This is a genomic window from Isoptericola sp. NPDC057191 (assembly GCF_042670225.1).
Taxonomy (GTDB): Bacteria; Actinomycetota; Actinomycetes; order Actinomycetales; family Cellulomonadaceae; genus Isoptericola.
Window position 1 is genome coordinate 15,832 of the sequence record NZ_JBHUWC010000030.1, and the last position, 14,148, is coordinate 29,979.

A 14,148-nucleotide genomic window follows, 5' to 3' on the forward strand; every position below is an offset into this window, starting at 1 on the left:
CCCGCGCGCACGAGCGGTCAACCCCCCTCGGGCGGCAAGATCTCGCACTAGGATCAACGCCTTGGCCGGTCGGCGCCGAGGCGCGGCCGACGACGCGAGACGGAGCGCGATGACGAACGGGCCGGAGGCCGCCACGCCTTCGACGCACCTGGTGCGGCGGATCAACGCCGAGCGCGTGCTGCAGGAGGTCTGGGCCGGGGTGCCGGTCACCGCCAGCGACCTCATGGCCGCCACCGGCCTGGCCCGCTCCACCGTCCTGGCGCTGTGCCGGGAGCTCACGGACCGGGGCTGGCTCGTAGAGCTCGACGACGCCCGCGCCGCCGGGGCGTACACGAAGGGCCGCCCCGCCCTGCGCTACGCCTTCCGTCCGGACGCCGCCCTCGTGGTGGGCGTGGACGCGGGGCAGCACCGGGTCTCCGCCGCCGTGACCGACCTGCACGGCCGCGTCCTCGCCGAGGAGTCCGTCCAGGCCGACCCGGCCTGCGACGCGGACGCGCGCCGGGCGACGGTGCGAGGCGCCGTGGACACCGCGGTGGCACGCTCCGGCCGGAGCCACCGCGCGGTCGCCGCAGCGGTGCTCGGGGTGCCCGCTCCGGTGGGGACGAGCGGCGCCCCGGCCGGCACGCGCAACCCGTTCTGGGCGCGGATGAACCCCGGCCTCGACGACCTGTTCGCGGCCCGCGGCTGGGACGTCGTCGTGGAGAACGACGCGAACCTGGCCGCCGTGGCGGAGGCCGAGCACGGCGACGGCGCCGCCGCCTACGCCGCCCTCCTCGTCGGGGAGCGGATCGGGGCGGGGATCGTGCTGGACGGCGCCCTGCGGCGGGGGCCGCGCGGGGCGATCGGGGAGATGCGGATCCTCGACCTGGTCGAGGGCGTCGGTTCCAGCGACGGCCTGGGAGCGCTGGCGCGGGACGAGGCGCGCCGGCTGCTCGACGCCGGTCGCACGCCATCGAGCGCGCTGGCCGCCGTCCCGCGCGAGCGCCTCGACGCCGAGCAGGTGCTGCGGGCCGCGGCAGCGGGCGATGCTCTGGCCCGCGAGGTCGTCGACGGGCTCGCCGACCGTCTGGCGCGGGTGTGCGCCATCCTGTCCGGACTGCTGGACCTCGACCGGGTGATCGTCACCGGCGCGATGGCGCCCGCGCTCGGGCCCGTGGTCGAGCGGGCCCGCGTGCTGCTCCCGGACCACCTGCACGACCCGGCGGTCGAGCTGGTCGTCTCCGACCTCGGGCCGGACGTGGTCCGCACGGGCGCGGTGCGTCTCGCCGTGGAGCACGTCCGGGCGCGGGCCCTCGACCGCGACCTGCCCACGGACGCCTGACACCGCCGGTCCTGCCGCCGGCCCCGCCGCCGGGCCCCGGGCTCAGTGGCGTGCGCTGACCTCCGGCACAGCGTCGTCGCCGGCGTCGTCCCGCCCGTCGGCGCGCACCTCGTGCGCGTGCAGCACCGCCGCCGTGAGGAGCGGGACGGCGGGCACCAGCGCGACGACGGCGATGCGGACACCGAAGTCGTTCACGGCAGAGCCGGCGACGCACACGATCCACAGCGCCAGCACGGTCGGGCGCAGCAACGGCCACGCCTCCTCGGTCCGCGCGAACCAGCGCGGCGTGAACCGCGCCGGGGCGAACAGCAGCAGCGCGGCCGCCACGAGCACCAGCACGGTCAGCCACACGGGCACGCCGCCGAGCAGGGAGCGCGCCGCGTAGCCCGCCTTGCGGGCCAGCGTCTCCCACGCCTCGCCCTCGACCACCTGGGCGACGAACCGGCCCAGGTGCGACCGCTCGTCCTCGGGCCGCAACCAGTCCAGGACGCCGACGGCGGCGACGGCCGCGACCCCGACGGCCGCGACGAGGACGAACCGGCGCACGGTGAGCCGCGCGCCGGACGCAGAGAGCCCGAGCACCGCGAACGCGGGCACGAGGACCAGGCCGCCGCCGAGGTCGGCGCCCAGCGTCGGCCAGACGTCGACCACCATCGTCACGACGGCGATCGCGGCCACGACCAGGGCTGCGGTGCGCCGGCGGCCGCGCCGCACGAGCGGCTGCGCGACGGCCGCGGCGACGACCAGGGCGACGACGGCGTACACGGAGAACGTCGGGTTGCCGAAGCCGTAGAACCGCGCCCCGAACGTCGGCGCCGCACCGAGGGGGCTCGCCCGGTTCAGCGGGGTCCCGACGACGGCGTCGAGCGTCAGCACGACGAACGTCAGGCCGGCGACGATCCCCGGCCCGAGCCACACGGGGCGCCGCGGCGCGAGCGCCCCGAGCGCCGCCACCACCGCGGTGGCGACCAGCGCCGAGACGACGAACGCGAGCAGGGGCTGGTCGAAGCGCCACCACCCGCTCAGCGACACGAGGAACGCGCCCGCGGAGAGTGAGGCCAGCACCAGTGCGGCGCCCCGGGCCCACGCCCACAGCGACCGGCGCCGGGCGCGGGAGCGGGCGTCGAGGGGCCGGCGCCGCGAGGCGACCACCAGGCAGGCGAGAGCCAGCGCGAGCCCCGCGTACAGGGGGACGTCGACGAACCACGTGTACACGGTGCGGCGCACGTGGTCGAGCGTCGTCAGGTCGGTGAGCGCGTCGGCGGACGACGCGGCGTCCTGCGGCCTCGGCGACCCCCAGGCGAGGGGGGTGTCCTGCACGGGCGCGGCGGGCGTCACCCCCGCGGCGCCCAGCACCGTCGCGGGCACGTCGAGCACGCGCGCGACGCCGTCGGTGCGCGTCGCGGCGCTCGTGAGGTAGCGGGGCTGGTCGGGGCCCGCCGAGGTGGGACGGACGAGGGCGACGCCCAGCACCGGGCGGGTACCGGGCGTGCCGGCCACGTCGACCACCAGCACGGTCGCGGTGGCGGGCGCGGCGGCGAGCACGCGGCGCACGGTGTCGTCCACGCCGGCCAGACGCCCGACGTGCGCCTGCTCGCGGGCGTCGCGCGCCTCGGCTCCCGTCAGGGCCGGGTCGGCGGGGGGCGCCGTCGCGTCGCCGGCGTCCACCACGGTGACCTGGCAGTCGAAGCCGTCCGACCCGGGCGCGAGCGCGGCGTCGAGGTCGCGGTACCGCGCGACGCGGCCGTCGGGGTCGGCCAGCGCGAGCGCGGCGCCCGGCCCGACGGCGGTGGCGCAGCCGGCGGGCGCGAGCTGCGACCCGAGCGAGCCGAGGCGCGCCTGGTAGGTGGAGCCCCGCTGGAGGTCGACGAGCTCGTCCCACCCCGCGACCGTCGCGCCGTCCCCCGTGGTCTCGGGACGGGTGGTCACGCACTGCCACGAGCCGTCGGCCGCGCGCCCGGTGGCGGCCTCGGCGAGCGTGCCGGCGGACAGGGCGAGCCAGCCGCCGTCGACGCACCGGGCCCCGGCTCCCGTCGGCTGGGAGACACCGCCCGCGGACGCGCCGTCCGCGAGCATCCCCTGCAGGGCCGGGGCGCGCCCGGCGGCCAGGTCGTCCCAGCGCACCCCGGTGGTGCCGACGACGACGAGCGGACCGTCGGCCGCCACGGAGTCGGCCCGCGTGGGCGTCACCTGCGACCCGGCCTCCGCGACGTCGGACGCCGCCCGCATGCCGGAGGCGGAGATGACCGTGGACGCCAGCAGGAGCACCACGAGCAGGGTGCCGCTGGCCGTGACGAGCACGGTGGGCATGCGGCGGATGCCGGGCTCGCGCACGGCGGACGGGGCGGGCGCGGTGTCCTCCAGGTGTCCCGCGTCCTCCAGGTGCCCTGCGAGCAGCACGGGCACCGACAGCGTGAGCACGAGGAACGCGACCGCCACGCCCGAGTCGTTGAGCAGCGTGCCGACGGTGGCCGTCACGACGAGCGCGACCACGAGCCGGCGCAGCAGCGGTTCGCGGCGGTAGGCGGCGGCGACGCCGGGCAGGCGCGCGCGGCCCGGGTCGAGCACCGCCCAGGCGGCGGCCGCGCACACGAGCAGCGCCAGAGCGCCCGCGGGGTTCGCGACGGTCGCCCAGGCGCCGGCGGCCTTGCCGGCCACGACGCCGACCGCCCGGCCGTCGACCACGGACTGGACGAAACCGCCCAGGTGGCTGCTGGAGCCGCCGACCAGCCAGTCCACGACTGCCACGACCGCCACCACCACGACGGTGGCCGCCCCCACGAGCAGCCCGCGCCGCCACGTGAGGCGCACGCCCGCGATCCCCAGCGCCAGCACGGCGAACCCGGGCACGAGCGCGAGGATGCCGCCCAGGTCGGCGCCGAAGGGCGGCAGGCCGTCGACCACCACGGTCACGACCCCCACGGCCCCGGCGAGCGCCCCGGCACGCGCGGGGCGGAGGCCGCGCGCCCGCAGGATCGCGGCCAGCCCCGCCGCGAGGACCAGCCCCGCCACCGCGTACACCGCGAACACGGTGTTGGAGAAGCCGTAGAACCGGGCGCCGAGGGAGGGCGCCGGGCCGAGCAGCGAACCCTGCTGGAGCGTGGTGCCCGTCAGCCCGTCCACGGTGAGGACGAGCCAGGTCACGGCCGCCAGGCACGTGGTGAGCCGCCACGGGGACGGCGGCAGGAGGCGGCGGGCCGCCCAGGCCACGAGCGCTACCGCGAGAGCCGCGCCCGTCAGCGCCAGCAGGAGCGTCATCACGGGCGACGGCCACGCCCACCAGCGGGCCAGCGTCGCGAGGGTCGCGGCGGCGGGCAGGCCCGCGGCGACGACGAGCAGGGCCAGGGTCGAGCGCCACCAGGGGGGCGCGAGGCGCTGGTGGTCCGGCTGACCCGGCTGACCCGGGCGGCGCCGCCGGCGTGCCAGGAGCACGACGCCCACGGCGAGGACGTCGGCGAGGACGACGAGGCCGAGCAGCAGCGGGGACAGCCGCGGCACGGTGTCGGTGAGCACGCTGAGGTACTGCCGGTTCTCCACCGTGCGCGCCACAGGGATGCGACGCTCGTCGCCGCGCTCCAGCGGGGAGCCGGTGAACGGGTCGAGGGCCGCGGCGAGGGGGTCGGTGTCCGCCGCCTGCGCGGCGTCGTCGTCGGGCTCGGCAGGTCCGGTGCCCGAGAGCTCCCCGCCGCTGAGCGTGTCCGCGACCGTCGCGGACAGGTCGGCGAGCACCACGACGCCCACCCAGCGCGACGAGGTGGAGGTGAGCCAGGTCGCCTCGCCGCCGGGGGCGGTCCAGTCGACCACGGCCTGCAGGTCGGACGGACCGAGCGGGGTGTCGGACACCCCCGCGACGACGAGCCGCCCGCCGGCGGGGAGCAGCCCCGCGAGCCGGCCGACCTGGGCGTCCAGCGCCGCGACGGCGGAGGCCCGCTCGCCCGCGGCGTCGGGCAGCACGCCCAGGTCCACCACCGTGGCGGGGCACTCGGCGACCTGGGCGGCCGTGAGCTGACGCGCGTCGGACAGGTAGCGACGCACGTCGCCGTCGCCGTCGGCGAGGGCCACGGCGGCGCCCGCGCCGACGGCAGTCGCACACGTCCCGGACGCGTCGACGAGGTGCTCGAGGGCGCCCGGCTCCGCGGTCGCGGGCACGAGCGGGTCGACGGCGGCGAGGCCGGACCAGCCGGGCACGGTCGCGCGCTGCGCGGTGCCGGAGGTCAGCGCCGGTGCGGGCACGGGCGGGCAGCCGAGCGCGGTGGCGTCCTCCTCGTCGGCCTCGCCCGTCGCCGCGTCGTCCCCCGCGGCCTCGTCCGGGTCGCCCGTGGTCGTGGCGTCGTCGTTCTGCGCGGTGACCTTGCTGCCGCCCGAGATCGACAGCCATGCGTCGAGGGGGCACGTCGGTGTCAGCGTGCGGACCGCGATCGACGCGACGGACCCGCCGCCGATGAGGCGCGACAGGTTCGGGGTCCGCCCGGCGTCGACGTCGGACCACTGCAGTCCGGAGACACCCGCGAGGATCAGCGGGGTGTCCGGGGCCTCGGGCGTGTCGTCGCCGCTGGCCGCCGCGGCACGCCCGGCGCCGGCGAACGTGGTGAGCAGCACGAGCAGCAGGGCCGCGACCGCCAGGGAGACGCGGGAGGCGCGCGAGGCGCGGACGGCCGACGACGGGCTGGCAGTGCTGATCACGCAGGCCACCCTAAGCGGGGCGGTCGGGCGCGCTGCCGCTGGTCGGCGGCACGGTGGGGACGTTCACACGATCATCCCGTCCGGACCACGAGCGCACCGGGCTCCACCCAGGTCTCCAGCTCGACGGCGCTGCCGAGCGGGTCACCGTCCACCTGGGCCTGCTCGCCCTCGTCCACCCGGATGACGGCCCGACGGGCCCGGGTGTGGTCGATCCGCCCGATCTTGCCGGGCAGGTCGTTCCGCACGCCGAGGCCCTGCGCCACGACCTCGCCGAACAGCTGGGCCCACCCGGCGAGGCCGCCGCGGGTGTCGATCGCGGCGACGTCGAGCTCCCCGTCGTCGATGACCGCGTCGGGGAGCAGGGTGATCCCGCCGGGCAGCCGCCCGCAGTTGCCGACCATGATGCTGCGCAGCCGCGCCTCCACCGGCTCGTCGTCGTCGAGCCGGATCGTCGCCCGCATGCGCCGGCCGTGCAGGTGCCGCGCCCCGGCGAGGAAGTACGCCACCCAGCCGACCTTGGCCTTGAGCTGGTCGTCGGCGTCGGCCACCATCGCGGCGTCGAAGCCGAGGCCCGCGATGACGAGGAAGACGTGCGCCTGGTCGGGGTCGTCGGGCAGGTCCGTGTCCGGTGCGTACTCGGTGACCCGGGCGCGTCCGACGTCGATGGCGCGGTCCTTGCCGCCCAGCACGACGGCGACCGCGTCCGGGACGGACGTCAGCGGCAGGTCGAGGTTGCGCGCCAGCAAGTTGCCCGTACCGACAGGGATGAGACCCATCGCGCGGCCCGTCCCGGCGAGCGCCTCCGCGACCGCCCGCACCGTGCCGTCCCCGCCGGCGGCGACGACGACCTCGGCCCCGTCGGCCAGCGCCCGGCGCGCCTGTCCCGTGCCGGGGTCGTCCACGGTGGTCTCGTAGAACAGCGGACGGGGGAGCGCGGCGTCGCCGCACACCCGCTCCACCACCTCGCGCACGTCGGCGGCGCCCTCCTTCGAGGGGTTGATGACGACGGCCAGCCGCATGCCGCGCGACCCGCCGTCCTGCGCCCGCTGCGCGTCCCGTGCGGCGACGACGTGCGCCCGCGTCCGGGGCCGCCGCCAGACCACCACGAGGGCGGTGAGCGCCGACAGCCCGGCGACCAGCACGACGACGAGCGCGACGACCCCCGCGTACTGATCTGGCATGACCGCAACCTACGACGTTTCGCGCCACGAGACCCGGCGAGGTGCCCCGACGTGGCGCAGCCCACCCCGCGAGGTAGTACCCCACCCGGCGAGGTAGTACCCCACCCGGTGAGGTAGTGCGCAACCCCGCGAGGTAGTACCCAACCCCGCGAGGTAGTACTCAAGCCCGCGAGGTAGCACGCACCCCCCCGGAATTCCCGGGGTGCCCGCGCGCCCGACCGTTAGGCTTGCGCGCGTGATCGACCTCCGACTGCTGCGCGACAACCCCGACGCCGTCCGTGCGAGCCAGCTGGCCCGCGGCGACGACCCCGCCCTCGTGGACGCGGCGCTCGACGCCGACGCGCGCCGCCGTTCCTCCCTGACGGAGTTCGAGTCGCTGCGCGCGGAGCAGAAGGCGCTCGGCAAGCAGGTCGCGCGGGCCCAGGGCGAGGAGAAGGCCGAGCTGCTCACCCGCACCAAGCACCTCGCGGAGCAGGTGAAGGGCCGGCAGGCGGAGGCGTCGGACGCCGAGGCGCAGGTCGACGAGCTGCTCTACCGCATCGCGAACGTCGTCGAGGGCGCGCCTCCCGGGGGCGAGGACGACTACGTCGTCGTGAAGCAGGTGGGCACGCCGCGCGACTTCGAGGCCGAGGGCTTCGCCCCGCGCGACCACCTGGAGCTCGGCGAGGGCCTGGCCGCCATCGATACCGCGCGGGGCGCGAAGGTGTCGGGATCGCGGTTCTACTTCCTCACCGGCATCGGGGCCCGCCTCGAGCTGGCGCTGCTCAACGCGGCGGTCGACCAGGCGGTGGGCGCCGGCTTCACGCCGATGATCACCCCCACGCTGGTCAAGCCGGACACGATGCGCGGCACCGGGTTCCTCGGCAGCCACGCGGACGAGGTCTACCACCTGGAGAAGGACGACCTGTACCTCGTGGGCACCAGCGAGGTGGCGCTCGCGGGCTACCACGCGGACGAGATCCTCGACCTGTCGGCCGGCCCGAAGCGGTACGCGGGCTGGAGCGCGTGCTACCGCCGGGAGGCCGGTGCTGCCGGGCGCGACACGCGCGGCATCATCCGCGTGCACCAGTTCCACAAGGTCGAGATGTTCAGCTACTGCGACCCCGAGGACGCCGCCGCCGAGCATCAGCGCCTGCTCGCCTGGGAGGAGGCGATGCTGGCGAAGGTCGAGCTGCCGTACCGGGTCATCGACACCGCGGCGGGGGACCTCGGCTCGTCCGCGGCGCGCAAGTTCGACTGCGAGGCGTGGCTGCCCACGCAGCAGCGCTTCCTGGAGCTCACGTCCACCTCGAACTGCACCACGTTCCAGGCCCGCCGCCTGGGCGTGCGCGAGCGCACCGCGGACGGCACGACACGTCCCGTCGCCACGCTCAACGGCACGCTCGGCACCACCCGTTGGATCGTCGCCATCCTGGAGAACCACCAGCAGGCGGACGGCTCGGTGCGGGTGCCCGAGGGCCTGCGGCCCTACCTGGGCGGCCTCGAGGTGCTCGAGCCGGTCGCGTGAGCGCCGAGCCCGCCGAGACCGCCACAGGGACCGCCCCCGAGACCGCCCCCGTGCACCTGGTCGCCCTGGACATCGACGGCACGCTGCTCGGGTACGACGGCGGGCTGTCGCCGGCGGTGCGCGACGCGGTCGCCGCGGTCCAGGACGCGGGCCACCACGTGGTGCTCGCCTCGGGCCGGTCGCTGATCGCGATGACGCCGGTGGCCGAGCTGCTCGGCATCTCGTCCGGCTGGATGGTCTGCTCTAACGGTGCGGTGACCGTGCGCCTCGACCCGTCGCTGCGCGAGGGCTGGGAGCTGGACGAGGTGCGCACGTTCGACCCCGGCCCGGCGCTGCGGCTGCTCCGCGAGGAGCTGCCCGACGCCCGCTACGCCGTCGAGGACATCGGCGTCGGCTTCCGGATGAACACGCTGTTCCCGGAGGGCGAGCTGGACGGCGTGCACCAGGTCGTCGCGTTCGAGCAGCTCTGGTCGCGCGAGGTCACGCGCGTCGTCATCCGCAGCCCCGAGCACACCCCGGAGCAGTTCAGTGCGATGGCCGCACGTCTCGGGCTCGGCGACGTCACCTACGCCGTCGGCTGGACGGCGTGGATGGACGTCGCGCCGAAGGGCGTCACGAAGGCGTCCGGGCTGGAGCGGCTGCGCGCGCGGCTCGGCGTCGGGCCGGCAGACACCGTGGCCGTGGGCGACGGGCGGAACGACGTCGACATGCTGCGGTGGGCCGGTCGCGGCGTGGCGATGGGCCACGCGGACGACGTCGTGCGGGCCGCTGCCGACGAGGTCACGGGCACCATCGACGAGGACGGCGTCGTCCCCGTGCTCCTCTCCCTGCCGAGGTAGCGCGAGTCCGGCCGAGACGGTCTGAGGGCGGCCCGCACCGGGTGCGGACCGCCCTCAGCACTGTCTCGAAGACGTCAGCCGCGGGCGGTGAGGACGATCGGGCCGTCCTCGGTGATGGCGATGGTGTGCTCGCTGTGCGCGCCGCGGGAACCGTCGGCGGAGCGGAGCGTCCAGCCGTCGGGGTCGGTGAAGATCTCGTCCGTGGTCTCGAGGAACCACGGCTCGACGGCGATGACGAGGCCCGGCTTGAGCGGGAACCCGCGGCCGGCGCGGCCGTCGTTCGGCACGTGCGGGTCGCCGTGCATGGTGCGCCCGACGCCGTGCCCGCCGAAGTCGGTGTTGATCGCGTAGCCCGCGCCGCGCGCGACCTTGGCGATGGCGGCGGAGATGTCGCCGATGCGGTTGCCGGCCGTGGCGGCGGCGATGCCGGCCTCGAGCGCGGCCTCGGTGGTCTGGATGAGCTTGGCGTCGGCCGCGGCCCGCTGCGGGGTGGCCGAGGTCCCGACGACGAAGGACACGGCGGAGTCGGACACCCAGCCGTCCACGGAGGCGGCGAAGTCGATGCTCAGCAGGTCGCCGTCGCGCAACGTGTAGTCGTGCGGCAGCCCGTGTAGGACGGCGTCGTTGACCGACGTGCAGATCACCTTGCCGAACGGCATCGCGCCGAACGACGGGTGGTAGTCGATGTAGCAGGACTCGGCACCGCGGTCGCGGATCATGCGGTGCGCGACCTGGTCGAGCTCGAGCAGGTTCACCCCGACGTCGGCGGCGTCCCGCACCGCGGTGAGGACCTCGGCCACGAAGCGCCCGGCAGGGCGCATCTGGTCGATCTCTCGCGGGCTCCTCAGCTCGATCATGGCGGTCCTCTCGAAATGCTCGTGACGCGGGTGCAGGTCCCAGGGTGTCATGAATCGTCACCGAGTCGTGACCGTGAAACGCGTTGCGGGAACTTGCATCGAGGGGTCCAGGTGCGGTCGACTCAGGGTGGAGGCAGTATCCCGGTCTAGGGAGACCTGGGAGCACGGGCCGCCCATCGGTGGGCAACTTCCGTGAACCACGACGCAGTGGAGGAGCTTGGCATGACCACACGAACGACGACGGCGCGGCGACGCGCACTGGCCCTGGCCGCGACCGGCGCGAGCCTGGCGCTCGTGCTGGCGGCCTGCAGCGACCCGGACGGCGAAGGCGGCACCGGGAGCGAGACCGGCGGTGACAGCGCCTCCGCAGCGAGCATCGACTGCAGCGCGTACGACGAGTTCGGCGACCTCGACGGCAAGACGGTCAGCGTCTACACCTCGATCGTCGACCCGGAGGGCGCGACCCAGCAGGCCTCGTACAAGGCCTTCGAGGACTGCACGGGCGTCAAGATCAACTACGAGGCGTCCCGCGAGTTCGAGGCACAGCTGCAGGTCCGCATCAAGGCCGGCAACGCCCCCGACATCGCGTACCTGCCGCAGCCGGGCCTGCTGAACACGATCGTGAAGGACTACCCGGACGCCATCCAGCCGGCACCGGACGCGACGGCCAAGAACGTCGACAAGTACTGGAACGAGACCTGGAAGGGCTACGGCACGGTCGACGGCACCTTCTACTCCGCGCCGCTCGGCGCCAACGCGAAGTCGTTCGTCTGGTACTCGCCGAAGATGTTCGCGGACGCAGGCTACGAGATCCCCCAGACCTGGACCGAGCTCCTCGACCTCACGAAGACGATCCACGACAAGACGGGCGGGCCCGTCTGGTGCGCCGGCGTGGAGTCCGGTGACGCGACCGGCTGGCCGGGCACCGACTTCATCGAGGACATGATGCTCCGCACGGCGGGCATCGAGGACTACGAGAAGTGGTACACCCACAAGATCCCGTTCAACGACCCGAAGGTCGTCAAGGCCTGGGACACGGCGGGGCAGATCCTCAAGAACCCGGACTACGTCAACGCGGGCCTGGGCGGGGTCGACTCGATCGCCACGCAGTCGTGGACGGACGCCGGCAACGGCATCCTCGACGGCAACTGCTGGATGCACCGCGCGGCGAACTTCTACCAGACGCAGTGGCCCGAGGGCACGACCGTCTCCAAGGACGGCGACGTGTTCGCGTTCTACCTGCCGACGGACCAGACCGACATCAAGCCGATGCTCGGCGGCGGCGAGTTCGTGGCCGCGTTCAACGACCGTCCCGAGGTGCAGGCCTTCCAGACCTACCTGTCCAGCGCGGACTGGGCCAACCAGAAGGCGCTGAACACGCCGGACGGCGGCTGGGTGAGCGCGAACAGCGGTCTCGACCCGAAGAACCTGGCCACGGAGTTCGACCAGTACGTGGCGGGCGTCCTGTCCGACCCGAACACGGTCGTCGCGTTCGACGCGTCCGACCTCATGCCCGGCGAGGTCGGTGCCGGCACGTTCTGGACCGGCATCGTCGACTGGCTCACCGGTGCGAGCACCCAGGAGGTCACCGACAAGATCGAGGCGTCGTGGCCGAAGTGAGGCCGAGGTGAGGCCGAGGTGAGCCATCGCCTCGCGTGACACCAGCTCGACCGTGCGGTCCGGGTACGTCCGACGACGTGCCCGGACCGCGCGTCCCGTCCCTGACTCCGTCCTGACAACTCGAGGAGGTCGCCGATGACCTGGTTGCTCGAGCCCGACACCACGACGCAGAAGTTCATGCTCATGGTGTTCGCCGTGGTGCTGTTCGCCGCGGTGATGGGGCTGATCCTGTTCCTGGTGGACCGCCCCAAGCGGATCCCGTCGTGGGTGGTGGCGCTCGGTTTCGTAGGGGTGCCGATCCTCTTCCTGGTGTACGGCCTGCTGCGGCCGGGACTCATCACGCTCTGGCAGTCCTTCTTCAACCGCAACGGCACCGAGTTCGTCGGTGTGGACAACTACGTGCGGGCCTTCACCGAGGGTCAGTTCCAGCAGGTGCTGCTCGTCACGGCCGCCTGGGTGATCCTCGCCCCGCTGCTGAGCGCCGTCATCGGTCTCGCCTACGCCGTGCTGGTCGACCGCACCCGGTTCGAGAAGCTCGCCAAGGCGCTCGTCTTCGTCCCGATGGCGATCTCGATGGTGGGCGCGTCGATCATCTGGAAGTTCGTCTACGAGTTCCGGCCCGACCAGCCCGGCATCGAGCAGATCGGCCTCCTCAACCAGGTGCTGGTGTGGGTGGGCCTCCCGCCGCAGCAGTTCCTCATCGGGCAGCCGTGGAACACCTGGTTCCTCATCGTGGTGATGATCTGGATCCAGACCGGGTTCGCGATGACCGTGCTCTCCGCGGCGATCAAGGCCATCCCGGACGACATCGTCGAGGCGGCCCGCCTCGACGGGCTGCACGGCATGGGGATGTTCCGCTGGATCACGGTGCCGAGCATCCGCCCGGCCCTCGTCGTCGTCCTCACCACGATCGCGATGGGCACGCTGAAGGCGTTCGACATCGTCCGCACGATGACGGGTGGCCAGTTCGGCACCCAGGTGGTCGCGAACGAGTTCTACACGCAGGCGTTCCGGCAGGGGAACCAGGGCCTCGCGGCGGCGCTCGCCGTCGTCCTGTTCGTCCTGGTGATCCCGATCATCGCGTACAACGTGCGGCAGATGCGCAAGTCGGAGGAGATCCGATGACCTCGACCCCCACTCCCGGCCAGGCCGTCGCGAGCTCCGCGCTGGACGAGGACGTCCCGCAGGCGCAGGTCCGCAAGCTCTCCCGCCTGGAGCGTCGGGCGATCGCGACCAAGGGCAAGCTGAGCTCGCCGTGGGCGTCGGGGATCGCGATCATCATCGCGATCCTGTGGACGATCCCCTCGCTCGGCCTGCTCATCACCTCGTTCCGCCCGCAGGACGACATCCGTCGCAGTGGGTGGTGGACGGTGTTCGGCGACCTGTTCACCGGGTCCGCGCAGTTCACGATGGACAACTACAACGAGGCGCTCTACGGGAACAGCAACGACCTGTCGACGTTCTTCGTCAACTCGTTCGTCATCACCATCCCCGCGGTCCTCATCCCGATCACGCTGTCGCTGCTGGCGGCGTACGCGTTCGCGTGGATCAAGTTCCCCGGCCGCAACTTCCTGTTCGTCGCGGTCTTCTCGCTCCAGGTGGTGCCGCTGCAGATCGCCCTGGTGCCGCTGCTGTCGGACTACGTCGACTGGGACATCAACGGCAGCTACTGGACGGTCTGGTTGTCGCACTCGATCTTCGCGCTGCCCCTGGCGATCTTCCTGCTGCACAACTTCATGAAGGACATCCCGGCCTCGCTCGTGGAGGCCGCCCGCGTGGACGGGGCGGGGCACGTCAAGATCTTCTTCCGCGTGCTCTTCCCGCTGCTGGTCCCGGCGATCGCGTCGTTCGGGATCTTCCAGTTCCTCTGGGTCTGGAACGACCTGCTCGTCGGCCTCACGTTCGCCGCCCCGCAGTACCAGCCCCTGACGGTCAAGATCGCGGAGCTGGCGGGCACGCGCGGTGGTGACTGGTACCTCCTGACCGCCGGCGCGTTCATCGCGATGGTCGTGCCGCTGGTCGTGTTCATCGGGCTGCAGCGCTTCTTCGTGCGCGGCATGCTCGCGGGCGCCGTGAAGGGCTGACCCCCCGACGAGGGCCAGGTGCAGGGACGACGACGGCGGCCCGGGCAGTGTGCCCG

At 74.0% G+C, this 14,148-nt stretch carries 9 protein-coding genes; 6 read left to right on the plus strand and 3 right to left on the minus strand.

Translation table 11 applies throughout. The features are described 5' to 3' along the window. The first annotated feature begins 109 nt into the window (after nt 1–109). Nucleotides 110–1,321, plus strand: a complete 1,212-nt coding sequence (locus ACFT55_RS06690) for an ROK family protein (protein WP_380242862.1) — start codon at nt 110–112, stop codon at nt 1,319–1,321. Nucleotides 1,322–1,363: 42 nt separating this feature from the next. Here ACFT55_RS06690 and ACFT55_RS06695 read toward each other — a convergent pair whose 3' ends face one another. Together ACFT55_RS06695 and ACFT55_RS06700 are read right to left on the minus strand one after the other, a co-directional pair. Beyond that, on the minus strand, nt 1,364–6,004 hold the full coding sequence (locus ACFT55_RS06695; protein ID WP_380242864.1) for a hypothetical protein: 4,641 nt from the start codon (nt 6,002–6,004) through the stop codon (nt 1,364–1,366). A gap of 71 nt (nt 6,005–6,075) precedes the next feature. Continuing rightward, a complete protein-coding gene (locus ACFT55_RS06700; protein ID WP_380242866.1) occupies nt 6,076–7,185 on the minus strand; it encodes a diacylglycerol/lipid kinase family protein in 1,110 nt (369 codons plus the stop codon). Nucleotides 7,186–7,420: 235 nt separating this feature from the next. On the opposite strand from ACFT55_RS06700, the gene serS reads away from it, so the two are divergent. Both serS and ACFT55_RS06710 read left to right on the plus strand, forming a co-directional pair. Then, nucleotides 7,421–8,692 (plus strand): serine--tRNA ligase, encoded by a 1,272-nt coding sequence (gene serS / locus ACFT55_RS06705; protein ID WP_380242868.1) that lies wholly within the window; start codon nt 7,421–7,423, stop codon nt 8,690–8,692. After that, nucleotides 8,689–9,531, plus strand: a complete 843-nt coding sequence (locus ACFT55_RS06710) for an HAD family hydrolase (protein ID WP_380242870.1) — start codon at nt 8,689–8,691, stop codon at nt 9,529–9,531. The genes serS and ACFT55_RS06710 overlap by 4 nt, the downstream gene beginning before the upstream one ends. A 74-nt stretch (nt 9,532–9,605) precedes the next feature. On the opposite strand, the gene map is transcribed toward ACFT55_RS06710, so the two are convergent. After that, entirely contained in the window at nt 9,606–10,388 is a 783-nt protein-coding gene (gene map, locus ACFT55_RS06715; RefSeq protein WP_380242872.1) for a type I methionyl aminopeptidase, read from the minus strand. A gap of 222 nt (nt 10,389–10,610) precedes the next feature. Between map and ACFT55_RS06720 the strand changes: the two genes are divergently transcribed. The 3 genes from ACFT55_RS06720 to ACFT55_RS06730 all read left to right on the plus strand — a co-directional run bounded on the left by ACFT55_RS06720 (nt 10,611) and on the right by ACFT55_RS06730 (nt 14,092). Continuing rightward, nucleotides 10,611–12,008, plus strand: a complete 1,398-nt coding sequence (locus ACFT55_RS06720; protein WP_380242874.1) for an ABC transporter substrate-binding protein — start codon at nt 10,611–10,613, stop codon at nt 12,006–12,008. 135 nt (nt 12,009–12,143) lie between these two features. Continuing rightward, nucleotides 12,144–13,133 (plus strand): carbohydrate ABC transporter permease, encoded by a 990-nt coding sequence (locus tag ACFT55_RS06725; protein ID WP_380242876.1) that lies wholly within the window; start codon nt 12,144–12,146, stop codon nt 13,131–13,133. Continuing rightward, entirely contained in the window at nt 13,130–14,092 is a 963-nt protein-coding gene (locus ACFT55_RS06730) for a carbohydrate ABC transporter permease (protein WP_380242878.1), read from the plus strand. Before ACFT55_RS06725 ends, ACFT55_RS06730 begins: the two co-directional genes overlap by 4 nt. Nucleotides 14,093–14,148 lie beyond the last annotated feature (56 nt).